22 protein-coding genes, 1 tRNA gene and 1 riboswitch are annotated in these 25,806 nt (G+C 59.1%); of the genes, 6 read left to right on the top strand and 17 right to left on the bottom strand.

Annotation, left to right across the window (positions count from 1 at the left end; genetic code table 11):
- Positions 1-25: 25 nt before the first annotated feature.
- Positions 26-1,318 carry a flagellar protein export ATPase FliI gene (gene fliI, locus FIV05_RS11035; protein ID WP_229005925.1) on the bottom strand — a complete coding sequence of 431 codons (1,293 nt, stop codon included), beginning with the start codon at positions 1,316-1,318 and terminating at the stop codon, positions 26-28.
- A gap of 405 nt (positions 1,319-1,723) precedes the next feature.
- On the opposite strand from fliI, the gene ctrA reads away from it, so the two are divergent.
- Positions 1,724-2,416: a response regulator transcription factor CtrA gene (gene ctrA / locus FIV05_RS11030; RefSeq protein WP_031270498.1), complete on the top strand. Its 693-nt coding sequence runs from the start codon at positions 1,724-1,726 to the stop codon at positions 2,414-2,416.
- An 83-nt stretch (positions 2,417-2,499) separates the two neighbouring features.
- On the opposite strand, the gene FIV05_RS11025 is transcribed toward ctrA, so the two are convergent.
- The 9 genes from FIV05_RS11025 to FIV05_RS10985 all read right to left on the bottom strand — a co-directional run bounded on the left by FIV05_RS11025 (position 2,500) and on the right by FIV05_RS10985 (position 12,390).
- A complete protein-coding gene (locus tag FIV05_RS11025) occupies positions 2,500-3,849 on the bottom strand; it encodes a lamin tail domain-containing protein (protein ID WP_152509570.1) in 1,350 nt (449 codons plus the stop codon).
- Between the two features lie 141 nt (positions 3,850-3,990).
- A complete protein-coding gene (locus FIV05_RS11020; RefSeq protein ID WP_152509569.1) occupies positions 3,991-4,962 on the bottom strand; it encodes an MBL fold metallo-hydrolase in 972 nt (323 codons plus the stop codon).
- A gap of 310 nt (positions 4,963-5,272) precedes the next feature.
- A complete protein-coding gene (locus tag FIV05_RS11015) occupies positions 5,273-6,163 on the bottom strand; it encodes a protein-glutamate O-methyltransferase CheR (protein WP_023003408.1) in 891 nt (296 codons plus the stop codon).
- Entirely contained in the window at positions 6,160-7,383 is a 1,224-nt protein-coding gene (locus tag FIV05_RS11010; protein ID WP_023003409.1) for a chemotaxis response regulator protein-glutamate methylesterase, read from the bottom strand. Before FIV05_RS11010 ends, FIV05_RS11015 begins: the two co-directional genes overlap by 4 nt.
- 20 nt (positions 7,384-7,403) lie before the next feature.
- Entirely contained in the window at positions 7,404-7,769 is a 366-nt protein-coding gene (locus FIV05_RS11005; RefSeq protein ID WP_031270504.1) for a response regulator, read from the bottom strand.
- Positions 7,770-7,805: 36 nt separating this feature from the next.
- Positions 7,806-8,297, bottom strand: coding sequence for a chemotaxis protein CheW (locus tag FIV05_RS11000; RefSeq protein WP_023003411.1), 492 nt, complete (start codon positions 8,295-8,297; stop codon positions 7,806-7,808).
- Positions 8,294-11,092 (bottom strand): chemotaxis protein CheW, encoded by a 2,799-nt coding sequence (locus FIV05_RS10995; RefSeq protein WP_152509568.1) that lies wholly within the window; start codon positions 11,090-11,092, stop codon positions 8,294-8,296. Before FIV05_RS10995 ends, FIV05_RS11000 begins: the two co-directional genes overlap by 4 nt.
- Before the next feature lie 134 nt (positions 11,093-11,226).
- The gene (gene chpT, locus FIV05_RS10990; RefSeq protein WP_023003413.1) at positions 11,227-11,871 is read right to left on the bottom strand and encodes a histidine phosphotransferase ChpT; all 645 of its coding nucleotides are present in this window, start codon (positions 11,869-11,871) and stop codon (positions 11,227-11,229) included.
- Positions 11,872-12,054: 183 nt separating this feature from the next.
- The gene (locus FIV05_RS10985; protein WP_209009935.1) at positions 12,055-12,390 is read right to left on the bottom strand and encodes a hypothetical protein; all 336 of its coding nucleotides are present in this window, start codon (positions 12,388-12,390) and stop codon (positions 12,055-12,057) included.
- A 273-nt stretch (positions 12,391-12,663) separates the two neighbouring features.
- On the opposite strand from FIV05_RS10985, the gene FIV05_RS10980 reads away from it, so the two are divergent.
- The 3 genes from FIV05_RS10980 (at position 12,664) to FIV05_RS10970 (ending at position 15,656) form a co-directional block, all read left to right on the top strand.
- Entirely contained in the window at positions 12,664-13,269 is a 606-nt protein-coding gene (locus FIV05_RS10980) for a DUF1134 domain-containing protein (RefSeq protein ID WP_173013824.1), read from the top strand.
- A 139-nt stretch (positions 13,270-13,408) separates the two neighbouring features.
- Positions 13,409-14,725 carry a hypothetical protein gene (locus FIV05_RS10975; RefSeq protein ID WP_209009934.1) on the top strand — a complete coding sequence of 439 codons (1,317 nt, stop codon included), beginning with the start codon at positions 13,409-13,411 and terminating at the stop codon, positions 14,723-14,725.
- Between the two features lie 148 nt (positions 14,726-14,873).
- Entirely contained in the window at positions 14,874-15,656 is a 783-nt protein-coding gene (locus FIV05_RS10970) for a DeoR/GlpR family DNA-binding transcription regulator (RefSeq protein ID WP_055661274.1), read from the top strand.
- A gap of 91 nt (positions 15,657-15,747) precedes the next feature.
- On the opposite strand, the gene FIV05_RS10965 is transcribed toward FIV05_RS10970, so the two are convergent.
- Together FIV05_RS10965 and FIV05_RS10960 are read right to left on the bottom strand one after the other, a co-directional pair.
- Positions 15,748-15,823 (bottom strand) — tRNA-Glu (locus FIV05_RS10965).
- A gap of 135 nt (positions 15,824-15,958) precedes the next feature.
- Positions 15,959-16,315, bottom strand: coding sequence for a hypothetical protein (locus tag FIV05_RS10960; protein ID WP_152509567.1), 357 nt, complete (start codon positions 16,313-16,315; stop codon positions 15,959-15,961).
- Here FIV05_RS10960 and FIV05_RS10955 point away from each other — a divergent pair.
- The gene (locus tag FIV05_RS10955; protein WP_152509566.1) at positions 16,314-17,339 is read left to right on the top strand and encodes an RluA family pseudouridine synthase; all 1,026 of its coding nucleotides are present in this window, start codon (positions 16,314-16,316) and stop codon (positions 17,337-17,339) included. The genes FIV05_RS10960 and FIV05_RS10955 overlap by 2 nt on opposite strands.
- 177 nt (positions 17,340-17,516) lie before the next feature.
- Complete coding sequence (rpoH, locus tag FIV05_RS10950) at positions 17,517-18,401, top strand: RNA polymerase sigma factor RpoH (RefSeq protein WP_062487082.1); 885 nt, start codon at positions 17,517-17,519, stop codon at positions 18,399-18,401.
- A 302-nt stretch (positions 18,402-18,703) separates the two neighbouring features.
- Here rpoH and FIV05_RS10945 read toward each other — a convergent pair whose 3' ends face one another.
- From FIV05_RS10945 to FIV05_RS10925, 5 genes are all read right to left on the bottom strand, one after another.
- Positions 18,704-19,645: an ABC transporter substrate-binding protein gene (locus FIV05_RS10945; RefSeq protein ID WP_152509565.1), complete on the bottom strand. Its 942-nt coding sequence runs from the start codon at positions 19,643-19,645 to the stop codon at positions 18,704-18,706.
- 22 nt (positions 19,646-19,667) lie between these two features.
- Positions 19,668-20,513, bottom strand: coding sequence for an ABC transporter permease (locus tag FIV05_RS10940; RefSeq protein WP_353622186.1), 846 nt, complete (start codon positions 20,511-20,513; stop codon positions 19,668-19,670).
- A gap of 57 nt (positions 20,514-20,570) precedes the next feature.
- Positions 20,571-20,677: riboswitch (TPP riboswitch) on the bottom strand.
- Positions 20,678-20,758: 81 nt separating this feature from the next.
- Positions 20,759-22,531: a hypothetical protein gene (locus FIV05_RS10935; RefSeq protein WP_152509564.1), complete on the bottom strand. Its 1,773-nt coding sequence runs from the start codon at positions 22,529-22,531 to the stop codon at positions 20,759-20,761.
- A gap of 264 nt (positions 22,532-22,795) precedes the next feature.
- Positions 22,796-24,088, bottom strand: coding sequence for an adenylosuccinate synthase (locus FIV05_RS10930; RefSeq protein WP_023003427.1), 1,293 nt, complete (start codon positions 24,086-24,088; stop codon positions 22,796-22,798).
- 283 nt (positions 24,089-24,371) lie between these two features.
- Positions 24,372-25,643: an MFS transporter gene (locus tag FIV05_RS10925; RefSeq protein ID WP_077291776.1), complete on the bottom strand. Its 1,272-nt coding sequence runs from the start codon at positions 25,641-25,643 to the stop codon at positions 24,372-24,374.
- Positions 25,644-25,806: the final 163 nt, after the last annotated feature.

The following is a 25,806-nucleotide window of genomic DNA, read 5'->3' as shown; positions in this document are numbered from 1 at the left end:
TCAATACTCCCCTAACACGGGCAGTCTACCCCTGAGTCATTTCCAAAAGGTTGGCAAGTTGCTCATACCCGTCAGAAAGTGATGTCGCTTCGTCTTTTCCCTGATTCAGGAATTCGTCGATCATGTCGAACCTGTAGATGGCTTCGTCCACCGTCGGGTCGGACCCCTTCCGGTATGCGCCCAGCCGGATCAATTCTTCCATGTCCGTATAGGTCGACAGAAGCTGTCGGGCCCTGCGCAGAACCGGGAGCTGTTCCGGCGGCACGCAGCGCGGCATGGTTCGTGACACGGATTTCAGCACATTGATTGCCGGATAACGGCCACGCTCGGCAATGCCGCGTTCCATCACCACGTGGCCATCGAGAATACCGCGCACCGCGTCGGCCACAGGCTCGTTGTGATTGTCACCTTCCACAAGAACAGTGAAAAGGCCGGTGATCGATCCGCTGTTCTCCTTGCCGGGGCCGGCCCGCTCCAGAAGTCGCGGTAATTCGGTGAAGACAGTCGGCGTATAGCCCTTGGAGGTCGGCGGCTCGCCGATCGACAAGCCGATTTCGCGCTGTGCCATGGCGAATCGCGTTACCGAGTCCATCATGCACAGCACGTTCTTGCCTTCATCGCGGAAATGTTCGGCAACAGTCATGGTCAGATAGGCGGCCTGCCGCCGCATCAGAACGCTTTCATCTGAGGTCGCGACCACGACCACGGAGCGCTCCAGTCCCGAATCGCCCAGATCGTCCTCGATGAACTCCTGAACCTCTCGACCGCGTTCGCCGATAAGGCCGATGACCGCGACATCACACTTTGTATTGCGCGCCAGCATGGACATCAGCACGGACTTGCCGACGCCGGAGCCGGCAAAAATGCCCATTCGCTGCCCCTCGCAACAGGTTACGAATGTATTAAGTGCGCGAACGCCGAGATCCAGGGGCGGTCCAACTCGTTTACGTTCGGAGGCCGGCGGAGGCGAACTTCGCAATTTGCGAGGCACTCCGCCATGAACAAGATTTCCTTTACCATCAATCGGTTCACCAAGTGCGTTAATCACTCGGCCAAGCCAGGCGTTTGCCGGATGAACCACGCTGTCACGCGATTGAATCACGGCTTTGCAACCCATTCGCACGCCTTCGAGCCCGGAAAAAGGCATGCAAAGTGCGTGTCCTTCACGAAATCCCACAACCTCTGCGGGCACTTTCGGGTTATCCTCACCGTTGTCGATCAACAATCTCGAGCCGACACTCATTTCGTGAATAGGGCCCGCAATCTCGACGAGAAGTCCCTGAACCGCAGTCACCCGGCCATAAATTTCGGTCGGCATGAGCGAATCAATCTCGGCGAAAAGCGCCTTCACGTAAGATTCCTTCCCTCGTTAACGGTTTTGGTAACCGATCGTTTACGACTCTGGTTAATCTTAACCTTTGGAAGGCTGACAAGCGAGAGCCATTTCGAAGTCAAAACGGCTTTGTTGAAAGGAATCTGAACGGAATCGGTTAGCGCCGGTTCTTAAAGTTCAACATTAAGATTTGTGAATCCGAATTTTTTCTGGGGATTCAATAAGTTGAGTGTTGTTCACAGTTTCCTCTCTCCAGAGCTTGCCGTTACGAATCATATTTTGTTAACCATTAACCGATAGCTTTGAGTCGGGGTTAACATCAGTCCTTCGTAGCAGGCACCGACAGAGCCGTTGCGACTTGCCCAGGAAAGGCAGAACAAGGGGATTGGCATGCGTGTATTGTTGATTGAGGATGACAGCGCCACGGCGCAGAGCATCGAGCTGATGCTGAAGTCCGAGAACTTCAACGTCTACACGACAGATCTTGGCGAGGAAGGCATCGACCTCGGCAAACTGTACGATTACGACATCATTATGTTGGATTTGAACCTGCCGGACATGTCCGGTTACGAGGTTCTCCGGACACTACGCGTTTCCAAGGTCAAGACACCGATCCTGATCCTTTCCGGTAACGCGGGTATCGAAGACAAGGTTCGCGGCCTCGGCTTCGGCGCCGACGATTACATGACCAAGCCGTTCCACAAGGACGAGCTGGTCGCGCGTATCCACGCAATCGTCCGCCGCTCCAAGGGGCACGCACAATCGGTCATCGTCACTGGCGACCTGAAGGTCAACCTGGACACCAAAACCGTCGAAGTCGGCGGCCAGCGCGTCCATCTGACCGGCAAGGAATACCAGATGCTGGAGCTTCTCTCCCTGCGCAAGGGAACGACGCTCACCAAGGAGATGTTCTTGAACCATCTCTATGGCGGCATGGACGAGCCGGAACTGAAGATCATCGACGTGTTTATCTGTAAGCTTCGCAAGAAGCTGGCAGCTGCAACCTCCGGCAAGAACTACATCGAAACGGTGTGGGGCCGAGGTTACGTTCTGCGCGAGCCGGACGTCGAAGCAGCCGCCTGATCCAGCATCAGACGTTGACGTTTTAAAAGCCCCGGCACTGCCGGGGCTTTTTGTTGCTGATGGTTGGATGTGCCAAAGCTGATCTAGCCAACCGCACGCTCGGCAAAGGTCAGCACAGCCCCCTCTGCCGCCTGCCCGTAATTGACTGACGCCAGCATCTCGCCGGAACTGTCATGCAGGGTAATCAACCCCTTCCGGTTCGACATCTGCATGTGATGGACCGTCGCCCGCGTCACCGACACCTTCAAAACGGCTCCTGCAATCAGAACCACCGCCTCCACCGGCTGCGGCCGGCCCATCTTGTCCCGCAGTTCGTAGCCCGTGAGGTCGATGTCCGCTGCACCGGCATTCCAGATCTCCACCCATTCCGTGCCCTGGTCATCCCCCGGCGGGTTCGGCAGGGCCGAAAGAATGCGAAGCGGACCGTCATTCTGCATTTCAACGGTTCTTGGACGCACGACCACATTCCCAGAATCGTCTGTGCGGGTGCTGCCGTCGCCAAGGAACACAGGGTAGAATGAGCGGATGTGCTGTCCCAGCGAGCCATCAGCCGTGGTCTCGTGATACATCACCAGATCGAACTTGCCCTCACCGAGCTGAACGCGCTTCTTCTGGTTGGTGAGCAAGCCGTGCAGGCCTTCGTAATAGGCAAGCGTGCCGAGCGCGAATTCGCACGCAGGACTGCTGCCGACAAAAAATCCACCCTTGCTCTTGAAGAGCTCAGCGACAAGGTTGCCGGTCATGTCCTGGTGGTTCCAGACCATCTGAAGCGTCACGACATGGGGATTTTCCGGTCCAGGACCTCCGAGATCGTATTTGTAGCCAAGGTAGTCGACCCGGTTGTTGAGCTCATCGAGCGCGAATTTCACCCAGGAGTGATAACCGGAGATTTCGCCCTTCTCCGAGGCGGAATTCGCCCCTTTCTTGTATTTGCCCTCGCCGACAAAAACATGCTCGAAGCCGGTGCAGAAGTGGGTCGACTTGCCCCGGAAGAAGTTGGTGTAGACCTCGAACCACATTCGGAACAGATCCTGCCGGAAGGTTTCAGTGGTCATGTCCCTGACAAGCTCTGCAGAAATATGCTCGAAGGCGATCTGCATCGGCCGACTTGCAATCACCAGATCGAGAAACCCTTCGATCTCGTCTCGCTCGGCAGGCGAAATGGTTTCCGGATCGCGAAAGTGGACCGCGTAGTTGTCCAGAAGCCGGATGAAAGTCTGGTACAGATCGCTCGCCGCCATCTTGTCGAAATCGACCCGGGCAAAGAGCGGGTTCGCCGCCAGGTCGATCTGGCGAGACCCTTTGGCCTTCACCTGCTCGTCCAGCAGAATGTCGGCTGTCATGTCCGTCCAGTCGCCATCCACGTTGCGCGTGCTGACGCTGAATCGGTCGGCATCTTCGTTCCAAATGGCCTGGTAGATATGGTCTGACATGCGCACCTCAACCTGAAGTAACAAGAAGTAGGCTTTCACACGTTTATGACATTTTCACTACCAGACGAAAACTCGTAACTGTCCGGCGAATACAAAAAAGCCGGCGTTGCCGCCGGCCTTTCCGCACTTGCGATGGCAGGATCAGAGCTGCAGCTGATAAGACGCAGGGACATAACGGAAGCCGCTGTCGTTGGTCTCCACGTAGCCGACCGCCGGGAACGGCATGTGATAGCCCACGAACGGGATCTTGTCGGCGGCCAGCATGCCGAAGACGGTCTTGCGCGTGGCCGCGGCACCTTCCTTGTCCATGTCGAAGCGCACTTCCCATTCGGGATGCGCCAGGGACCAGACGTAGTGGTTGGCGGTATCCGCCGTTATGGCAAGCTGTTTGCCGTCGCTTTCAAGCATGTAGATCATGTGACCGGGGGTATGACCTGCAGCAGCCATCGCGGTGACACCTGTCACTACGCTGCCGCCGTCATCGAGGAAAGTCATTTTCTCCGCCAACGGTTTGACGTGGCTCGCCATCAGCTTGGTCACCCCATTGGCTTCGGCATCCATTGCCGCCCAGAAGTCATATTCCCTCTGCCCGGTCACATAGCGGGCATTGGCAAAGGTCGGCGCGCCGCCTTCCATCAGACCGCTGACGTGGTCGGGATGCATGTGCGTCAGCACCACCACGTCAACCTGCTCCGGCGTGTATCCGGCATTTTCCAGCGCGGCGCGCATCTTGCCGCGGCCTGGCCGGGCACCTTCGCCATTGCCGGTGTCGAACAGGATCAGTTCGCTGCCCGTGTTCACGAGCGTTGGCGTAAAACTGATCTGGAAACTGTCGTTGGGCAGGAAGTTATCGGCATTGGTCGCAGAAAATGTATCCGCGTCCACATTCATGGCGAAGGTCTTCTGCGGTTCGGTCAGGGAGACTGCACCGTCGTGCAGAGTGGTCACCTCGAACCCGCCTACGGAATAGCGGGCAACCGGCGCCGGCACAGAGGCCTGCTTTTCTGCAGCCGCATGGACAACGTTGGTTCCGGCAAGACTTGCCCCGGCAAGCGCACCACCTGCTCCCAGAAGCGCCGCGCGACGTGTGAGTTCAACTTTTATCTCGGTCATATTCCCACTCCCTGCAATTCCGATTCATGAAAACAGTCCCGCAGTCGAACACCCCGAGTGCCCGGCAGGACGCAAAGCTTACGATCGAGAAAATGGAATGGATGGAGATGCAGACAAGTGCTGTTCGCCGCCAGCCGGATAAACTTCACGAGAGCGACCGAACGAAATGAATTTCAAAAACTTGCTCACTCGCAACAGACAGCTGCCCTGACAGGTTTCCTTCACGGTGCAGCGAATGAAAAAGGCGGCCAGAGGCCGCCTTTGAACTTGAACCGAAATGTCCAAACCGTGCTGAAGAAGGGACGCAGGTTTAACGCTGCAGACCCAGACCTGCTCCAGCGCCCACGGCCAGGCGCGGCGTTGCTGCCGTGCCGGTCGCGGCCTGTGCAGCCTGTTTCTTCTGGAAGAGGCCTCGCTTGCCGGGTACCGGCTTGAAGGCATCCGTCAGACCGACCACGGTTTCCGCGGCACCGAGAACGAGATAACCGTCATCCGGCAGGGATTTCGCCAACCGGCCGAGGATTTCCGTCTTGGTTGCCTGATCGAAGTAGATCAGCACGTTGCGGCAGAAAATGATGTCGAACTCGCCCAGATGGGTGAAGCTTTCCAGCAGGTTCAGCTTCTTCCATTCGATCATGGCACGCATGCCGGCATTGATCTGCCACATGTCACCCTTCTGCTCGAAGTATTTCAGCAGCATCTGGATCGGCAGACCGCGCTGAACCTCGAACTGGCTGTAGAGGCCCGTCTTGGCCTTTTCCAGCACTTCGTTGGAGAGGTCCGTACCCAGGATCCGGGTTCGCCAGCCAGCCATCTTGGCCGCGTCTTCCTTCAGGCAGATGCCCAGGGAATAAGGCTCCTGCCCGGTCGAGGCAGCCGCACACCAGATCTTGATCTGCTTGCGTGTCGCGCGGCTTTCCAGCAGCGCCGGCAGCATCGTGTCCTTGAAGTGCTCGAACGGTGTCTTGTCGCGAAAGAAGAACGACTCGTTGGTCGTCATCGCCTCGACGACGTCCGTTTCCAGCGCTCTGTTGGTACCGCGCTGAAGCTGCTGGATCACCGCACTGAGTGTTTCCAGCTTGGAGCTGCGTGCGATCGGCAGAAGACGGCTTTCGACCAGGTATTGCTTGTCGTTGGACAGAACCAGGCCGGAGCGGGTCTTCAGGAAGTTTTTCAGAAACTCGAACTCGCTCGGGGTCATCTCGTGTTCCCCTTCAGAACGCGCGAGATCTTCGGGCCGATCTCCTTCAAGGGTAGAATTTCGCTGCAGACGCCCGTTTGTGCAGCTGCGCCCGGCATGCCCCAGACCACGCTTGTGGCTTCGTCCTGCGTAATCACGCTGCCGCCGCCTGCTGCAATGGTCTTGACGCCTTCTGCGCCGTCATGACCCATACCGGTCAGGATGACACCCAGGCTTGCCGAACCGAATACTTTCGCAACGCTGTCGAACAGGGGATCGACGGCAGGCTTGCAGAAATTCACGGGAGGACCGTCGGTCAGCCGGATCTTGGCAACGCCGCCGTCCTTTTCCACGATCATGTGCTTGCCACCAGGCGCGACATAGATATTGCCGGGTTTCAGCACTTCGCCATCTTCACCTTCCTTGGACGGGCGCAGGGCAGCCTTGCCCATGTGCTCGGCCAGAATGGCAGTGAAGGTTGGCGGCATATGCTGGGTGATGACCACCGGCACATCGTTCATGGCCGTACCGACTTCGCGCATGACTTCCTGCAATGCCTGCGGACCGCCCGTCGAGGAACCGATCGCAAGGATGCGCGGACGCGCGGAAGAGTACGGACGTGTCTGGTACTTCACTGCACCGGCAGCAGCTCCCGCCGGTTGAGCAGCTCCGCGAAAGGTCGCCCGCGTATCCGTTGCCGGACGCGCGGAAATCGGTCTGACCGGCTGCGCGGTGCGGCCGGCGCTGGTTTCTGCACGCATGGTGCGCGCAGGACCGCGCATGCGCAATGCACGTGCCCCCAGAGCCTTGACCTTCTCGATCAGCTCGCGGCGAAAATCGATGGACGTCGTGACCTCGGAAGTCGATTCCGGCTTCGGCACATAGTCGGCCGCGCCGAGCGACAGGGCCTTCAAGCTGATTTCCGCGTTGCGGCGGGTCAGCGTCGAAGCCATGATCACGACGAGATCGCGCTTCTTCGCCAGCATGAGCGGCAAGGCCGTCATGCCGTCCATTTCCGGCATCTCGATGTCGAGAACGACGACGTCCGGATTGCTTTTTTCGATATCTTCTACAGCAAGCTTGCCGTTGCGATGCGAGCTGACGACTTTCAGACTTTTGTCTTCACCGAGCCAGCGTGTCAGGAGTCCGCGGATGACGACAGCGTCATCTACGACCATGACTTTGATGGGGTCGCTGCCCGGACTCGTGCCCGCAGTTATGCTTCTTTGCGCAAACGCCATTTAGACTGCCCAACTCGAAACTAGATAAGACCGACTTCCTGAAACTTGGCTTCCACGATTTCGCGGTCGAACGGTTTCATGATGTACTCGTTTGCACCGGCGCGGATGGCGCGGGCGATGTGAGCAACATCGTTTTCGGTCGTGCAGAATACGACGATCGGGTTTTCTCCGCCTTCTTCCGCACGCAGGCTGGTCAGGAACTCAAGTCCGTCCATGACGGGCATGTTCCAGTCCAGCAGGATCGCGTCCGGCATGGTCTTGCGGCATTCGTCAAGCGCCTTCTGGCCGTCTTCCGCTTCCGTAATCTCGAAATTCATATCCTCGAGAATGCGGCGAGCCACCTTCCGGATGACGCTTGAGTCATCTACTACGAGGCACTGTTTCATCAGGCGTAACTCCACTCAATGGCCATTGCGGCCCAGTTATGCTGCAGCCATGGGTTCGGTGAACATCGCACCAAGCAGACGGTCGACATCCAGAATGACCATCAGGCGGCCGTCCAGGCGATGGACGCCTCCGGAGATCTCGGCCCAACGGCGATCCAGGTTAGACGGGTTGGGCTCTGCAGAGGCGGACGGCAGCGTCAGCACCTCACCAACCGTGTCGATGACGAGGCCGTAGCTTTCCTGCTTGTACTCGATGCCCACAGCCATCATCTGCCCTTCCTTCAGCGGAGGCAAGTGAAGGCGGCGGCGCATGTTGATTGCGGTGACGATGCGTCCACGCAGGTTCAGGACGCCCTGAACCTCGGGTGCGGACATCGGCACGCGAGTTACGCTTTCCGGCACGAACACGTCGTGAACCTGGGAAATGGGCAGGCCGAACAGCTGGCCGCCGATGACCACGGTCACATACTGGATCATGTCACTTGCGGCTTTTTGCTCCGCGGTCAGTTTGTGTTCCAGCACACTCATGCTGCAGCTCCCATTTCACCGGAGAAGACGTCTTTCAGGGCGGCGATCAGACCTGGACGGTCGAATTTGGCGACATAGTCGTCAAAGCCCGCCTGGCGGCCGCGTTCGATCGAGGCCGGCGTCACCATGGACGACAGGGCCAGGATCGGGATGTTGCGGAACCGGGGATCGCGGCGCAGCGATTCACAGAACTCGAAGCCGTTGATTTCCGGCATTTCGATATCACTGACGATCGCATGGAACTTGTCGCCGTTTTCCAGAAGTTCGAACGCCTGATGCGGACCGGTACAGGTGGTCACATCGTAGCCGGCCGCCTTCAGAACCGGTGTCAGCATGTTGCGGAAGAAGGACGAGTCATCCACGAAGAGAACCTTCTTCGTCAGCGCCTCGATGTCCATTTCCTTGCGCATGAACCAGTCTTCAAAGGCCTGCGGCAGGTAGTAGCCGAGGTCGATGATCTCGGTCGCACGTTCCTTCACCACGGCAGAGCCGAGAATGCCCGGACGTTCCGAACCGACTTCGATGTTCATGCGGTCCTCGACGATGTCGACGATCTCGTCGACCACGAGGCCCATGGAGCGACCCGCATCGGAGAACACCAGCATCGGCTGCGTGCCTTCCGACTTGTGGCTGTCGCCTTCGTTCAGATAGACGAGCGGCATGAGCGCACCGCGGTACTGGACCAGATCGCGGCCGTTTGACCGTTCGATCTTGGAGACCTCGAATTCCTCCAGGCGCGTGACCAGCGACAGCGGCACGGCTTTCGGTTCCGGCGCACCGGCACGGAACAGCAGAAGCGAGATCGAGCTCTGGCCGGAAACCGCACGGCTCTGCAGGTCTTCCCGTTCGTCTTCCTGGTTCTCGGTGACCGCGCTGGATGCATGGCTTGCCATGGCACCGGCGATGCCGTTCGGGTCGATGATCATGATCACGGAACCGTCGCCCAGGATGGTGTTGCCGGAGAACATGCCGAGGTTGCGCAGCATCGTCGACATCGGCTTGACCACGATTTCCTCCGTATGGAAGACACCGTCGACAACCACGCCGAATGTCTGGCTACCGACCTGCATGACAACGATGAAGCCGTTGTCCGCATCAATCGCCTCGTCCGCGTTTTCGCCCTCATAGATACCGAGGAGCTGGGACAGGTGCACCAGCGGCAGCAGCTTGTTGCGCAAGCGCAGGACCGGGGTGTCCTTGATCCGCTCTATACGGTGTTCCGAATTGGTCTGCACGCGGACCAGTTCGACAACGGAAAGCTGCGGGATGGCGAACCGGTCGCCGCCGGCTTCGACGATCAGCGTCGAAACAATGGCAAGCGTCAGCGGGATCTTGATGATGAAGCTCGAACCCTTGCCCTGGGTAGAGCGCAGGTCGACTGTACCGCCGATCAGTTCGATGTTGTTGCGAACGACATCCATGCCGACGCCGCGGCCGGACACGCTCGTGACCTTTGCGGCCGTGGAGAACCCGGCTGCGAAGATGAACTTGTGGATCTGGGCGTCCGTCATCTTGTCGACTTCGGCTTCCGACGCCAGGCCGCGTTCCACGACCTTCGCCTTCACCTTGTCGACGTCGATGCCCTTACCGTCATCGCGAACTTCGATGATGATGTGGCCGCCTTCATGATAGGCCGCCAGGGTAATGGTACCCTTTTCAGGCTTGCCTGCGGAGCGGCGCTCTTCCGGGCGCTCAAGACCATGGTCGGCCGAGTTGCGGACCATGTGCGTGAGCGGGTCCTTGATCATCTCGAGAACCTGGCGGTCCAGTTCGGTATCCGCACCGATCATTTCCAGTTCGATCGGCTTTTCAAGTTCCTGGCTGAGATCGCGAACGATGCGCGGCAGTTTCTGCCAGGCATTGCCGATCGGCTGCATGCGCGTCGCCATGACGCCTTCCTGCAGTTCGGCAGTTACATTCGACAGGCGCTGCAGCGGCACCTTGAATTCGCTGTCTTCATGGCGGCGCACGATTTCCAGAAGCTGGTTCCGGGTCAGCACCAGTTCGGACACCATGGTCATCAGGTGCTCGAGCGTGTCGACCGCAACGCGGATGCTCTGGTTGGAAACACCGCCACCGGAGGATTTCTTCTCGCCGCCTTCGCCGCCAGCCTTTTTCGCCGGAGCTTTCGCAGCCGCCTTGGCTTCGGCCTTGATCGCAACGGGAGCAGGCTCTGGCTCATCGGCTTCGTCGACGATCTCTTCGAGTTCCGGAACTTCCGGCTCGGCGACTTCGACTTCAACTTCGGTTTCGCGGAACGCGCGCTCCAGTTCGTCCAGCGACACTTCGCCGGGACGGAGCGGACGCTCAAGAGCTTGCTCGGCAGCAGCTTCTTCGGCAGGCGCTTCCGGCTCTGCCGCTACGGCTTCAGCCACAGGATCTTCCTTGACGGCTGCGCCACCCTTCATGGCAGCGTCAGCTTTCGCGGACATCTCTTCCAGCTGGCCGATCAGCTCACTGTCGTCGCCTTGCGGCTCTTCGCCTTCGGCAGCTTCCAGTTCACCCAGAATGTCCTTGATCTGGTCGATCGAGGTCAGAATGAGGGAAACGGCCTCTTGCGTGACTGGAGCGCCATCGCGGAACTTGCCCATGAGGGTTTCAGCCGCATGCGCGATACCTTCAAGACGGGGAAGACCCAGGAAGCCACAGGTGCCCTTGATCGTGTGCACCAGGCGGAAAATATTATCTAGGATAGTCGCGTTGTTCGGTTCCTGCTCGAATTTTACGAGCTCAACGTCAACAACATCGAGACTTTCGTTGGTCTCGGTAATGAATTCCCTGAGGAGGTCGTCCATGGCCTGCTCTCACCCGACTTGTTACTGGTTCCGCATCCCAAAAGGGACGTCTGGACCGAGAAGTCCATGAGAGCTAGGTTGACGGCAAACAGTTAAGATACGCTGAAGCGGATGGAGACTTTTGAAGGCCTTGGTTATTCTGCCAAGAGGGCCGTTATTTTTACCAACTCTTCTTGTTTATCTATGGTTAATACCATGCCGCATTCACGGGCGAGCAGCAACGTGTAGATCGGCTGAACCGAGTGCGCATCGACCCGTTCAGGCTCTTCTCCGCTCAGAGTTTCCTTCATTCCGAGCGGAATGCGCGGATTGAGACCGCTGGCCTGAAGCGTGAAGGACGGAGATTGTGGGTCGCCTTCCATTTCAACCTTGATTTCTCCACCGCGCGGAACGCACTGGTTGGCGATAAGGATCAAGTTGAGAAGTAGTTTTACGTAGTTCTTCGGCATCAGGTGCCGGGTCAATTGCCAATTTAGATCGGATTTTTCGTTTTCCATGAACCCGGTGGCAACGACCTGAGCATCGCCCAGGTCGATCTCCGCACCTGCCGAGCCTGCAGCGCCAAATGCAAGACGGGCAAACTGCAGTTTTGCAGATGCCTGCCGCGCGCTCTTGCGGATGAGGTCCATGGCGAATTCGCGCATGTCCTCCGACCCCTCCTCGTCCAGCACTTCCAACCCGTTGGTTATCGCGCCGACGGGAGAAATGATGTCGTGGCAGACGCGGCTGGCCACCAGGGCGGCAAGATCAAGAGAGGAAAGCTCTTTTAGTGCAGACATGGCGTTTTGAGGCTCTTCTTGAGGAGGCGGCGGAAACTGATTCGACATAGTGGTTGCAAGAGTTACACATCCGCACAGCGGCTGCCAAGGCAGCGGCGGGCAGCAAACTGTGTCATCCAGATGAAAGTTTGCCCCGAAATCCGCCTTTTCCGGCGTCCGGGAGCAGTTTAACCGGGTAACCGCCTACCGCATCGGCACGCAGCCAACCCGTTCGGCATTGTCGTGAGCCGCCGTCATCAGCTGGCTGCCGTTGACGACGAACAGGAACCGGTTGACCACCGAATGGAAAAAGACCAGCCGTCTGTCGACAATGGCATAGATGAACGGACTGCCCGCCGTGCCAAAGCCTTCGGACAACGCATACCCGCCGCAGCCGGCAAACAGCGGTGCATAGGCTTCGGGATCCCGCTTGAAGGCGGCAAGATTGCCTTCATTGACGAAGATCCATTCCGTGCCACCCCATTTGTGCACATGGTTCCGCTTTCCCTTGCGCGGGTAACCATCGACGAAATAGCTCACCGGATCATGTCCGCCGAGCGCGTATCCCGTAATCGGATCGGGAACGAAAACCTGGGGACGCGCGAAGACTTTCCCCGCAAAAAGACAGGAGAGCAGGATCAATACAGCACAAAGACATAACCTTGTCTTTTTTTGAGGCCAGCTTTCCATTGATTCGGCTTATGTAAGGTGCACCATCTCATGCGAATCAGCATGATATTGCATCAGTTTAACATTGCGGTCTGACCGAGCGGCAACAATCGGCGCGGCCAACAGATTTTGGGAGAATATCGAATGGCACAAAGTTCCCGGCGAGTTGTATCCCTGATATCGGCTGCGTTCCTGGCCTTGTGTGCATTTGCGTTTTCCAGCCCGGCGTTTTCCCAGAATTCCGGCAACGAGCCCATTCCGTCTGGACAGACCTACGACCAGGACGAAATCCTGCAGGCAGGCCATCAGTTCTTCGGCTCTGTTTCGGGTGGGCTTGCATCAGTCGTCGAGAAGGCCTTCTCCAGCTACGGCGAACCGAACGGTTACGTGCTCGGTGAAGAAGGCTCCGGCGCGCTCATCGCCGGTGCCCGCTATGGCGAAGGCAACCTCTACACACGCAACGCCGGCACTCACAAGCTGTTCTGGCAAGGCCCGTCCGTTGGCTGGGACTTTGGCGCGGATGGTGCCCGGGTGATGATGCTGGTCTATAACCTGCCCACCGTGAACTCCCTCTACACCCGCTTTGCCGGTGTCAACGGATCGGCTTACCTGGTCGGCGGGGTCGGCATGACCGTGCTCTTGAACAACGAGATCGTGCTCGTGCCTGTGCGCGCCGGTGTCGGCGCCCGTCTCGGGCTGAACATGGGATACCTGAAGTTCACCGACAAGCCGACCTGGAACCCGTTCTGACCGGACCGGGAAGGCGGCTGTTGCAACCTGGCGACGAAGACGGGTTGCATTCGTTCCACGCAGGACACTTGGCGGCAGGCCTACTGTCGTCTAATGATGGAGTTGTGGGCGTTTTTTAGAACGTAACCGGGAGCCGGACTTGATTGAAGCAGCGATGTATGTGGCGCTGGGGTTTTGCACCGCCGGCCTGATCGGACTGGCAATCCTGCCCGCATTTTATCGCCGGGCCGCCCGCCTGACCGAAGAAGCCCTGCGCGCCGTCAATCCGACCAGTTACGCCGAAGTCCGCGCTGCACAGGACCAGGAACGTGCGCGCCATGCGGTAGAATTGCGCCGTGTCGAGAAGCGTCTCGACAACGAGCGTGAGAAGGCTGCGAAGTTTCAGCTCGAAACCACGCGGATGCGGGCGGAAGTTGAAGCGCTGACGAAATCTCACAAGGAAACGATTTCCGGCCTGGAAGCCAAGGTCGCCGCCCAGGCGAGTGATCAGCACGCAGTCGACATGCTGTCGTCCGAAGTGACCTCCCTGAAAAAGAAGCTGTCGGAAGCCGAACGGGCTCTTGCGGAAAGCTGGACAAAAGGCCCCGAAGACACGCCTGCCGAGGCGAAGCCGGAAGAACCGGCAGAAGACGACAGCGGCTGGTTGCCGGCGTCCGGCACCATGGCACTTGCCACAATCACCGGACTTGAAGCGGAAGTTGCCACTTTGAAAGCCAAGCTGGCCCGGTATGAGCCGACAGTTGCAGGCCAGATGGATGCTGCGCGCAGCGAAACCGCCAAGACAAGGCTCGCCGAACTGGAAGCCCAATTGGTAGACACGGAATCCAACTATGTATCCGCACAGGCTGAAGTCACCCGTCTGTCGCTGATGCTGGACGCAGCCAGGCTCCCGGAAAACGAGCGCCAGAAACATCTTGATGCCGAGCTGGAAAAGCTTTCCGGCGAAGCCGCCCGCTACCAGGCCGACGCTGCTGAAAAAGACCGTGCGCTTCAGCGGATCACCGCCCAGATGGCAAAGCTGCAGAAGGACCTGTCCTCGGTTCCAGCTCTCGTGGATCTGCGCCGCGATTTCCGCGCCCTTGCCGAAAAACTGACCGGACAGGCGCCTGCAGCCGTCAATTCTTCTACCGCAGGCGCTCCCGCAAAGCCGGCACCGCCTTTCGTCCCGGTTTCTCTTCAGACCAAGGACAGCCCTCCGGAAGACCGCAACCGGCCTGAGGCATCCTCCAAGGAAAACCTGCAGGCAGACGCGGACCAGGGCACGGCACAAGCACAATCAAGATCCGGCGATATCGCCAACGCGGCTGAAGCGCTGGTAAGCAGGATCGTTGCCTCCAGCCGGAACAAGGCCAAGCCGGAGGCGGAGGCAGAAACAAAGCCGGCAAGCACCGGCGCCGCGCAAGACAGCGACCGGAAAACGAAAGCCACGAAACAAAAAAAGAAAGATGTGGCTTGATCTGAGCAGGTCGCTCCGGTCATCTAGTCCGATGGACATTCGTCCGAAAATTGAACGAACCTGACGCACTGTTGCTCCTCGCCCGCATTTCCGTTTGCAGATGCAGGAACGCAGCCAGCCCGTCATGCACAGGATGAGTCTGCCGTACATGTTGATCGAACGCCACAACGCCATTCTCGAACTCGCACGGCAGATGGGCCGCGTCAGCGTCGACGATCTCGCCCGGCGATTTGATGTCAGCCCGCAGACGATCCGCAAGGACCTCAACGAGCTTTGCGACCGGCGCCTGCTGGCGCGGACCCATGGCGGGGCCCTGCTGTCGTCCGGCATCGAAAATGTCGGCTACGAGGCCCGCAGGATCATCTCCAGCAGGGAAAAGGCGGACATCGGCGAGAAGGTTGCCTCGCTCATTCCCGACAACGCGTCCATCTTCATCAACATCGGCACCACCACGGAAGCCGTCGCACAGGCGCTGCTCCAGCATCGCGGCCTGATGGTGATCACCAACAACATCAACGTCGCCAGCCTGATGCGCGGCTATTCCCAGATCGAGGTGGTGATTGCCGGTGGCGTGTTGCGCCATTCCGACGGCGGCATTGTCGGCGAGGCCGCGGTGGACTTCATGCGCCAGTTCAAGGTGGATTTCGCGGTCATCGGCGCTTCAGCGATCGATCCGGATGGCTCCCTGCTCGATTACGACTACCGGGAAGTGAAAGTCACCAAGACCATCATGGACAACGCCAGGCACGTCATTCTGGCCGCCGACAGCACCAAGTTCGAGCGCACTGCACCGGTCCGTGTCGGACACCTGCGACAGGTCACAACTTTCGTGACGGATTATTGCCCCTCGCCAGACTTCGCGCAGATTGCGCAAGACGCGGAAGTCGAGCTGATCGAAACCGGCCAGCAGGAAGACAGCACTGCCGGCTGATCGAACACACCACGACGTGCAACCGGTGCACAAACGGGTGGAGAACCCTGTGCGCAGGATGTGGATATGCTGTTTGTGCCTTGGGGAAAAATGGCACGCCCAACGGGACTCGAACCCGTGTTTCCGCCGTGAAAGGGCGGCGTCCTAGACCGCTAGACGATGGGCGCGCGGGGCTTGAGAAGCTCAGTGCCTCAAGCCGAGGACCGTGCGTATACGGCTGCATGACAAAAGACGCAAGCCCTAATTTTCATTTTTCTGTCACATGCCTGTTCATAACCGCGCGCCGTACGCGCGACGCTACGTCAGCGCGCCACAAAATCCGTGCGGCCCAGTTGCTTGCCCGTGACGGGATCGAAGCGCAGCAGAGCCGTCTTGCTGCCTTCACGCACCAGAACCAGCAAGAGACCGTTCGAAAGGTTCGCTTGCAAAATTTCCGCGTCGGCGCCAACTGCCACTGTTGCGGCATATTGATCGGCGGAAACATCGGACTTATTGGAGTTGATCTTGTAGAGAATTGCTGCAAAGACAGCGATAAAGCCGGCGATCATGACGAGGGACGAGCCGAGCAACAAACGCTTCAGTTTGGCCTGGATGCGTTCGGCCGCAGGATCAAGCGGCTTTTCACCCGGCCCCTCATCCCGATAATCAGGTTGTGACATGACAGACAATTCCCTCGAGTATCCGGCCGGTCTGGACCAGGATTTCAGTTTAACAGTTGATGCAGCCGATGCCGGGAAACGGCTGGATGCGGTGCTGGCGGCTCATCTGGAAGCCCTTAGCCGCAACAGGATCCAGTCCCTGATCAAGTCCGGGGACGTCACCGTCGGCGGCGCGAAAATAGTGGAGCCGAAATACCGGGTCAATGAAGGCGATGCCCTGATCCTCACTTTGCCGCAGGCAGAAGACCCGGAGCCCAAGGGCGAGGACATCCCCGTCTCGGTCGTCTTTGAGGACGAACACCTTATCGTGGTCGACAAACCGGCCGGGCTTGTCGTCCATCCTGGCGCCGGCAACTGGACCGGCACCCTCGTCAATGCACTCATCCATCATTGCGGTGACAGCCTTTCCGGCATCGGCGGCGTGAAGCGCCCCGGCATCGTTCACCGGATCGACAAGGATACCTCCGGACTGCTTGTCGTTGCCAAGACCGACCAGGCCCACAAGGGCCTTGCAGCCCAGTTTGCCGACCACGGCCGCACCGGACCGCTGGAACGCGCCTACTCGGCTCTGGTCTGGGGAGCACCCTCCGGCCTGAAAGGCACGATCAACGCCAATCTGGCCCGCTCACAGGCAAACCGTCAGAAGATTGCCGTCGTCAAGACTTCCGGCCGTCACGCCATTACCCACTGGCAGGTGAAGGAGCGCTTCGGCAATGCCGAACAGCCTGCGCTCGCCTCGCTGCTGGAATGCCGTCTTGAAACCGGACGCACCCACCAGATCCGCGTGCACATGGCCCACATTGGTCATCCGCTGATCGGAGACGATGATTACGGGTCGGGTTTCAAGACCAAGGCAAACCGTCTGGATGAGCCGCTCAAAAGCCTCGTGAACGGTTTTCACAGGCAAGCCCTGCATGCCGGCCTGCTGGCTTTCGAACACCCGGCAAATGGTAAAACCTTGCGCTTTGAGAGCCCTTACCCGGATGATTTCGCAAATCTTTTGTCCGGATTACAAAAATTTTAGGATGCGTTTTCGTTTTCTGACCATGCAATCGGCCAATTTGGACCTATATTAGAAGCTCTTGTGTGCCTGTACGGACACTATTGTGCGTCCGCCTTCCCTCAAAAATGGCTTGCTTGCGTATCACTGCGGGGCAGCGGGAGGAAGGGGTCGCAAACTTGACGAAAGGGGGTGCATGATATGGCCCAGAACGTTCCGACGCTTACAGCAGGGGAAGGCGGTCTCAGCCGGTATCTGGACGAGATCCGCAAGTTTCCGATGCTTCAGCCGCAGGAAGAGTACATGCTCGCCAAGCGCTACAAAGAGCATGAAGACCCTGAAGCTGCAGAACGCCTAGTCAATTCCCATCTACGCCTCGTCGCCAAGATTGCCATGGGTTACCGCGGGTACGGCCTGCCGATCGGAGAAGTCGTTTCCGAAGGCAACGTCGGCCTGATGCAAGCGGTCAAGCGCTTTGAACCGGACAAGGGGTTCCGGCTCGCGACCTATGCCATGTGGTGGATCAAGGCGGCTATCCAGGAATACATCCTGCGCTCATGGTCCCTCGTGAAAATGGGGACCACGGCCAACCAGAAACGCCTGTTCTTCAACCTGCGTCGCCTCAAGGGCAAGATCCAGGCGCTGGACGAAGGCGATCTGAAGCCGCATCAGGTCTCTGAGATTGCCACCAAACTCGGGGTGTCCGAGGAGGAAGTGGTGTCCATGAACCGCCGTCTGGGCGGCGATGCCAGCCTGAATGCGCCCGTGCGCGCGGAAGCTGATGCCGGTGAATGGCAGGACTGGCTTGTCGATGAAAGCGACAGTCAGGAAACCCTGCTTGCCAATCAGGAAGAGCTGGACATGCGTCGCAAGATGCTGAACGACGCGATGGACGTGCTCAACGAGCGCGAACGGCGCATCTTTGAAGCACGCCGCCTGGCCGAAGACCCGATGACGCTGGAAGACCTTTCGGGCGAATTCGGTGTCAGCCGCGAGCGCGTCCGCCAGATCGAGGTTCGCGCCTTCGAAAAGGTTCAGAAAGCCGTGCGCAACAGCGCCCGCACCATGGACCAGCCCACGGCCTGAGATAGCCGAACCTGGAAAAAACAAAAAAGCGCTGGAGCCCAGGCTCCAGCGCTTTTCTTTTGTTTGAAAGTCCTTCCCGGTGTCATCCCGGACGCAGCGCAGCGAAGATCCGGGATCGGAGAGCCCGGAAGCCATCGTCTGAAAACCACAGACACTCACAGAGGCTTCCGCCTTCCCGGCCCCGGCTCGCGCAACGCTTGGCCGGGGTGACGACGGAGAGAGGGAGCTTCTTTGCCGGTGGTCAGAAGCGCTGGAGACTGGCTCCAGCGCCGTCTTGTCCTTGGCAACGTTCCTTCAACCTCTCAGCGGATTTCGGCCGTGTAGCTCTCCACCGGCACGACCTTGCTGATCAGACCGGCTTCGGCCATGAACTCTGCAAAGCGCTGGTAGCGGCCTTCATCAAGTGCAGCCGGACGCTTGGCGAACCGCGGCAACGTATCGAACCATGCACGCCTGTTCAGCTCGTCATTGAGGTTCGGATACGCTTCTATGAAGGCATTCCAGGCTTCTTCCGGGTGATTGCTCAGATAGATGGTGGCCGCTTCCACGGCTGCCAGGAACTTGGCGAAGCGTGGATCGTCCGTCTTGTCCTTGTTGACGACATAGATCAGCTCATCAAAGATCGGCACACCGTTTTCTTCGGGGAAGAAGGCCTTGCCGGGTTTGCCTTCGATTTCGAGCTGGGTGAGCTCGAAATTGCGATATGCGCCGATCACCGCATCAACCTGACCGGCAAGCAGAGAGCCTGACAACGCGAAATTGACATTCACCAGTTCGACATCATCCATGGTCAGACCGGCCGAACGCAGCATCTGGCCCAGCATCGCGTCCTCGAAGCCGGACACGGAAAAGCCGACACTCTTGCCCTTGAGGTCTTTCAGTTCCTGTATCGGGCCGTCCTTGAGCACGATGAGCGAATTGAGGGGCGTTTCCACCAGCGTACCGATCCATTTCAGCGGCAGCTCTTCCTCGATTTGCGCATGAAGCGTCGGCTGATAGGACACCGCGATATCGCCCTGCCCGGCAGCAACCAGTTTCGGCGGCATTGCCGGGTCCGCCGGTTCGATGATCTCAACCTCGAGGCCTTCTGCCTCGAAGAAACCCTTGGTCTGCGCAGTTACCAGCGGCGCGTGATCCGGATTGATGAACCAGTCGAGCAGCAAGGTCAGTTTCTCATTGGCCTGTACCGGCCCCGATGCCAGCAGCCCGGCGGCCAATGCGAGTGACAGGATTTGTTTTTTCATGAGGTCCTCCGTAGAGCGGCAGCTAGCTGAGCGGCTGCCATGGAACAAGAAGTCGGGTGAGATGGTTCACGGCAAAGCGCATGATCAGCACCATCGCCGCGAGCAGGATCAGGGCGGCGAACATCATGTCCGCCTGCATCCGGTTGCTGCTTTGAAGCATGATGAAGGCAAGGCCTCCTTTCGCCCCGGCCCATTCGCCGATGATCGCTCCCATGGGAGCGAACACCGCGGCCACCCGCAGGCCGGAGGCAAACGCCGGCAAGCCTGACGGCAGGCGAAAGAACCAGAGTTCCTTCAGGCGAGACAGACGATAAAGCCGGGCGAGATCGCACAAACCCGGGTCAAGCCGCTGCAGGCCATCGAAAAACGTCGATGTGACCGTGAAGAAGATGACCAGGATGATAACGACGATCTTGGATGCCAGCCCGAAACCGAGCCAGAGCACCAGGATCGGCGCGATTGCGAAAACAGGCAGGGCCTGCGTCACCAGAATGGGTGGCATGGCAAATCTTGCAGCAATCGGAAACAGCCACAAAAGAACGGAAAGCAATGCCCCGGCGGCTGCCCCCAGCACAAACCCGAGCACCGTCTCATAGGCCGTAATGCCGGCATGATGCAGAAGGAAGCCTGCGTGTTTGACAAAGGCTGTAAAGACGCGGTCCGGACCCGGCAGGATATAATGCTGGGTGTCGAACACATGGACGATAGCCGCCCAGATTGCGACAGTCAGCAGCAGGCCGAGTATGGTCCTGGCAACAGCTTTCACAAACGCCATCATCCCGCAGCTCCCGTCGCCATTGGCCGACAGGAACGTATGAAAGCCGATACCGGCATTCGGATGTGCGGCGACCGCAGTGGTCGCGGACAAGTACGCATAGGATCTCCCGTCTTCGGACAAGCCGAAAATGACAATGGAGATCCGGGAATAGGCTAAGGATTCCGTCCCTTCGCCGGCATGACCCGGATCAGGTTCTAAGGGTTCGGCATTACGCCATCTCAGCTCCGGTAACCGGAACACCCCTCGGACCAAGGCGGACCATGCCTTGTGTGACGGAAAAAGGCAAGCCGCCGTGAGGCGGCTTTTTCAGATTTTGAAAGGAGGCAGGCTGGCGCTTAGCCGGCTTGCCAGGACGTGATCGCCTTTTCAACGGCATCTGCACCGGCGGTTCCCTTTTCCAGGGTCAGGATGCCGCGCTTGCCGTTTTCATAAAGCATCGGAATGTCGATCCAGCCGCGTTCGCGCAGCAGGGCGAGATTGCGTTGCTGCTCGTTCGGCAGGCTGGAAAGGGCAATCCAGAAAAAGCCCGGAGACACTTTCACGGAAGCGCCGATCAGCGCATCACCGCGGGCTTCTTCCGTAGGCTTCATGACCAGGCCGGGCACGTTGACGACATCACCCGGAGCGAAGTTTTCCGGGAACTCGTACTTGATCTCGACCAGATGGCTGGCGGGCAAGGAGGTATCGTCATTCGGCTTGATGCGAATGTCGACCTTCACATCCCGCTCGGGGATTTCAATGGAGGCGCTCAGAACCGCGAGAGCCTTGCCGTCCAGATTCGTTTCTTCATCGACACCCCAAACGACAGCGCCTTGCGCAGCCGTTCCGGCACCGCCGGACTCTTCCCCTTCTTCGTAAAGGATAGAGCGCTGCACCGAGGAATCCGCAGCCGTGGCGGACGGAGCCGGTGAAGTTTCGTCTGGCGAAATGGCCGAGAGATTGTCTTCCGGTACCGCAATCGGGCTTTCGGTGGTTGCAGAAGACTGATCGTTTTCTCCGCTCGTCACGATGGACGGCTGAGAAGGTTCGGGCGCAGCGGAAGCTGGTGTATCGACCTGCGGTGTATCGGCCGGCGCAGGCGAATCAGACTGTCCGGTAATTGTCGTCGTGGTTACCGTACGTGCATCCGGGGCAACCACATCCGTCTCGCCTTCGTTCAACAGGCGGTCGGTGTTTTTCGAAGGCTCTTCACCTTCCCCGGCAGGGGCAGCGGTCGAAGGCTCCGGCGTGGTGTCCGGCTGCGTATCGACAGGCGTTTGCGAAGAAGACGCGATCGGCACGTTGCCGCTATCGGCTGTCTCATCGCCCGCAGGCATCAGGAAATAGGCTCCGGCGCCCAGGAGCACCAGCAGCAGGACACCTGCAGCAATCGCGATCGGAACGGTGCGGCTACCGGATGAATCACCACGCAGCGCATCCGAAGCACTCGGCTTGGCGCGCTTTGAGCGGCTTTTCTTGGAGGTCGACTTGTCCTTCGGCTTGGTTGTCTCGTCGCCAGGATAAGCCTGGTCGGCGGGATCGGCCGCACCGGCGTTATCTGCAGGCTCGAACAGGCCATCATCTGCCTGTTCCGGCTGCACCGGTCCGCCGAAAGAGGGCTCCTGGCGCACAGGCGCAGCGCCCGGGTCGGCAGCTTCCTTGGCGTGGTGAACAGCCTGGCTGGCCGCGGTGCCAAGCGCTTCGGCCTGTGTCAGGGTTTCCTTCAAGGGCGACGGAGCCGGGGTACCCACCACCGGCGCTGCAGTTGTTTCAGGTTCCTGCGGTGCAGGCGCAGGCGCTTCGGGCGCAGCCTCTGCCACCGGTTCGGCCGGAGGCGGCGTCACGGGCGGTGCGGAAACCTGCGGCGCCGGGGTCGGCGTCTCGACCTTCGGAACGGTGGGGCTGAGACCGAGGCTTTCGCGGGCGGCTTCGGCTTCCACCTTGCGGATGGCTTCTTCCAGACGCAGCTGCTCGGCCGTGATCTCGGACGGCGCCAGCGGCGGCTCATAGGCTTTCAGCTGATTGACAATGGCATTGCGCGCACGGCTGTAAACGCTTCTGCGTGCAGCACCATTGTTTTCAGGTAAAGACGCGATCGTTTTCTTCAGAATTGAATAGTAATCAGCCATCTTCCTGCCTACCGGCCGACTGCAAGGATCTGTTCTGCGGGCCCGAGATTTCGTTTCATTCTCAGGCTTATAGCAAGTTTTTCGAAAACCGGTGCTATTTCTTCAATAACTTCGCCGCGACAGAGAACCTCGCAGTACCCTTTTCCTAACACAGATTGTTTGTTCGGCACACTCATGGAACGCCGAAAACGAAAGGTGGTTGCGTGCGGTGATTCGCAGCACGCAACCGCAGTCCTTAATAATGTGCTTCTAACGTCACAGATCTCAATCCTGGAAGGGATTCTGCACAAGAATTGTGTCGTCTCGTTCCGGACTTGTCGACAGAAGAGCGACCGGAGCACCGATCAGTTCTTCGACATGACGCACATATTTGATCGCCTGCGCCGGCAGATCGGCCCAGGTGCGAGCACCTTCGGTCGATTCTTTCCAGCCCGGCAGGCTTTCGTAAATCGGCTTCACGCGCTCCTGGGCACCCTGCGAAGCCGGCAGATAATCGATGCGCTCACCGTCCAGTTCGTAGCCGATGCAGATCTTGATTTCATCAAGACCGTCCAGAACGTCCAGCTTGGTCAGCGCGATGCCGGTGATGCCCGAGGTGCAGACGGTCTGGCGCACCAGCACAGCGTCGAACCAGCCGCAGCGGCGGCGGCGGCCGGTAACCGTACCGAACTCATGGCCGCGCGTACCGAGGAACTCGCCGATCTCGTCCTTCAGTTCGGTCGGGAACGGGCCCTCACCGACGCGTGTCGTGTAGGCCTTGGTAATACCGAGCACATAGTTGATCGAATTCGGGCCAAGGCCACTGCCTGCCGCAGCCTGGCCGGCGACCGTGTTGGACGACGTCACGAAGGGATAGGTGCCGTGGTCGATGTCGAGCAACGCGCCCTGTGCACCTTCGAAAAGGATACGCTTGCCCTGACGGCGCAGATCGTCCAGCAGGTACCAGACCTTGTCCATGTAGGGCAGGACCTTGTCCGCAACGCTGGCAAGTTCGTCGTAGATCGCCTGTGCGGAAACCTCATCCTGGCCAAGCCCCCGGCGCAGAGCATTGTGGTGCGTCAGCAAGCGGTCGATCTTGGCTGGCAGAGTGGCAAGGTTCTTCAGGTCCATCAAACGGATAGCGCGGCGGCCAACCTTGTCTTCATACGCCGGTCCGATACCGCGCTTGGTGGTGCCGATGCGCGTTCCGGTGTTGGAATTCTCGCGCAACGCATCAAGCTCGCGGTGCAGAGACAGGATCAGCGTTGCGTTCTCGGCAACACGCAGGCTTTCCGGCGTCACCACGACGCCCTGCTTGCTGAGGCGTTCGACTTCCTCTGCCAGCGCATGCGGATCCAGCACGACGCCGTTGCCGATGACGGACAGCTTGCCTTCGCGTGCAACCCCGGACGGCAGGAGAGACAGCTTGTAGCTGACACCGTCGATGACAAGGGTATGACCGGCATTGTGCCCGCCCTGGAACCTTACGATGACATCGGCTTGTTCCGACAACCAGTCGACAATCTTGCCTTTGCCTTCGTCACCCCATTGCGAACCGACAACAACCACATTCGCCATCTAGACTTTGCTCTCCTGAAGCAGCTTCCGCACCATCCGAAACTTGTCCGGGGCGCCAACACGACAAGCCCCGGCAACCGGACCGGGGCAAACGGCGCGGACTATAGACAGGTTTCCCTGCTCATGCGAGTCTCCGCAGGGAGATTGAGAGGCAAAAGCAGGTTTTTTTGCCAGCTCTCCTGATCGGCCCGGTCACCCCTGTGACAATTGACCAGTCATGCCGTGCACCTGAACGGACTTTTTCCGGATTAGACTGCATTTGCGGCAATGTCGCGACGGCAGATTATTTAGCCGGCGGCTCACCAGCATCCGGCTTGTCGTTGCGCGCAAGCCTGAAGATCATCGGCGACGTGCGCAGCAGCCAGACAAAGCGATGCCGCTTGCTTGCGGGAACAGCGTCCCGGCTGACGATCCGCGCGAAGATGAACACCACGAGCGACAGGTGCAGTGTGGCGGTATAGAGGAAGAAGGCCGAGGGGCCGAATTGCTCCATCACCAGCGAGGCAATGAACGGTCCCGCCATGGCGCCCACGCCATAGGCAAGTGTGAGCCCCGCCACCACATCGATGAATTGCCCCGGCTCGGCATTGTCGTTGGCATGGGCCGCACAAAGCGAATAGAGCGGCAGAGCAAATCCGCCGAACAGGAAGACGCCTGCAAAAAGCTCCAGCCGGGTCGAAGACCCCGATATGAAGAGACAGGCCAGCCCGGCACCGACGGTAAAGACACCGAGCACGACACGCCGGTCGAGCCGGTCGGACAGCCAGCCTGCGGGATACTGGAAGATTGCCCCGGCAAAGACCCAGATCGCGATGAACGCGGCAACCGTTTCAAGCCCCAGCCCAATTCCTTCCGCATAAACCGGACCAACCATGCGGAATGCTCCGTTGGTGAGGCCGATGGTGAAGACGGCGACAAGGGCGACCGGAGACACGCGCCACAACATGAGCGGATCGAAGAACCGCGCGGGCGGCGCTGCGGGATTGCGCTCACTCGTCAGGGAGATCGGCACCAGCGCGAAACAGAACAGGATGGCCAGAACGATCAGAATATCCGGACCAAGCGGACCGAACGCGGGCAGCATGAACTGGCTGCCCATGACGGCGATCATGTCGACTATCCGGTAGACGGAAAGAATCCGCCCGCGGGACGAATTGGTGGCGATGGAATTGAGCCAGCTTTCCAGAACCATCGTCGTGCCGCAAAAAGCCGCCCCGCTCACCAGACGCACGACCATCCAGAGCCAGCCGGCAGGTGTGAAGGCAATCGCCAGGATGGCGATGGCGCTGATTGCAGCCAGCGTGGAAAAGACGCGAATGTGCCCTGCCCGCGCGATCAGAAACGGTGTCAGCAGCACACCGACGATCATGCCGCCGAAATAGCACGACCCCAGCAACCCGATGAGCGCATCGGACATGCCTTCCGATTTGGCACGCACCGAAATCATCGTCACGGAAAGTCCGTTCGCACCCAGGAGGCAAGCGGCAGCAACCAGCAACGGTGTCAAACGTCCGGCAAGCGATCTGGAGTCCGCTGCGGGGGCAACCTGGGTCATGAATGAAGAACTCTTCCGAGCAGCCGAAGAAAACGCGGCCTCGATACTGTTGCCGGAGTGAACCGACTGCGCAAGCCCAGGACCGACGCTTGCACAGACAAAACGGACAGGCGGCCGCAATTCGTCGTCGATTGCAAGAAGGTAGCCCGGACAATGCCCACCT

The sequence above is a fragment of the Labrenzia sp. THAF191a genome (assembly GCF_009363335.1).
Taxonomy (GTDB): Bacteria; Pseudomonadota; Alphaproteobacteria; order Rhizobiales; family Stappiaceae; genus Roseibium; species Roseibium algicola.
Note: the sequence above shows the minus strand (reverse complement) of the source record. Positions and strands in the feature narration are given on the sequence as shown.

Coding starts and splice junctions, on each gene's coding strand:
- fliI (WP_229005925.1), bottom strand. CDS start 1,318: ATGCCGACCGAAATTTATGGCCGGGTGACTGCGGTTCAGGGACTTCTC.
- ctrA (WP_031270498.1), top strand. CDS start 1,724: ATGCGTGTATTGTTGATTGAGGATGACAGCGCCACGGCGCAGAGCATC.
- FIV05_RS11025 (WP_152509570.1), bottom strand. CDS start 3,849: ATGTCAGACCATATCTACCAGGCCATTTGGAACGAAGATGCCGACCGA.
- FIV05_RS11020 (WP_152509569.1), bottom strand. CDS start 4,962: ATGACCGAGATAAAAGTTGAACTCACACGTCGCGCGGCGCTTCTGGGA.
- FIV05_RS11015 (WP_023003408.1), bottom strand. CDS start 6,163: ATGACCCCGAGCGAGTTCGAGTTTCTGAAAAACTTCCTGAAGACCCGC.
- FIV05_RS11010 (WP_023003409.1), bottom strand. CDS start 7,383: ATGGCGTTTGCGCAAAGAAGCATAACTGCGGGCACGAGTCCGGGCAGC.
- FIV05_RS11005 (WP_031270504.1), bottom strand. CDS start 7,769: ATGAAACAGTGCCTCGTAGTAGATGACTCAAGCGTCATCCGGAAGGTG.
- FIV05_RS11000 (WP_023003411.1), bottom strand. CDS start 8,297: ATGAGTGTGCTGGAACACAAACTGACCGCGGAGCAAAAAGCCGCAAGT.
- FIV05_RS10995 (WP_152509568.1), bottom strand. CDS start 11,092: ATGGACGACCTCCTCAGGGAATTCATTACCGAGACCAACGAAAGTCTC.
- chpT (WP_023003413.1), bottom strand. CDS start 11,871: ATGTCTGCACTAAAAGAGCTTTCCTCTCTTGATCTTGCCGCCCTGGTG.
- FIV05_RS10980 (WP_173013824.1), top strand. CDS start 12,664: ATGGCACAAAGTTCCCGGCGAGTTGTATCCCTGATATCGGCTGCGTTC.
- FIV05_RS10970 (WP_055661274.1), top strand. CDS start 14,874: ATGTTGATCGAACGCCACAACGCCATTCTCGAACTCGCACGGCAGATG.
- FIV05_RS10955 (WP_152509566.1), top strand. CDS start 16,314: ATGACAGACAATTCCCTCGAGTATCCGGCCGGTCTGGACCAGGATTTC.
- FIV05_RS10960 (WP_152509567.1), bottom strand. CDS start 16,315: ATGTCACAACCTGATTATCGGGATGAGGGGCCGGGTGAAAAGCCGCTT.
- rpoH (WP_062487082.1), top strand. CDS start 17,517: ATGGCCCAGAACGTTCCGACGCTTACAGCAGGGGAAGGCGGTCTCAGC.
- FIV05_RS10945 (WP_152509565.1), bottom strand. CDS start 19,645: ATGAAAAAACAAATCCTGTCACTCGCATTGGCCGCCGGGCTGCTGGCA.
- FIV05_RS10935 (WP_152509564.1), bottom strand. CDS start 22,531: ATGGCTGATTACTATTCAATTCTGAAGAAAACGATCGCGTCTTTACCT.
- FIV05_RS10930 (WP_023003427.1), bottom strand. CDS start 24,088: ATGGCGAATGTGGTTGTTGTCGGTTCGCAATGGGGTGACGAAGGCAAA.
- FIV05_RS10925 (WP_077291776.1), bottom strand. CDS start 25,643: ATGACCCAGGTTGCCCCCGCAGCGGACTCCAGATCGCTTGCCGGACGT.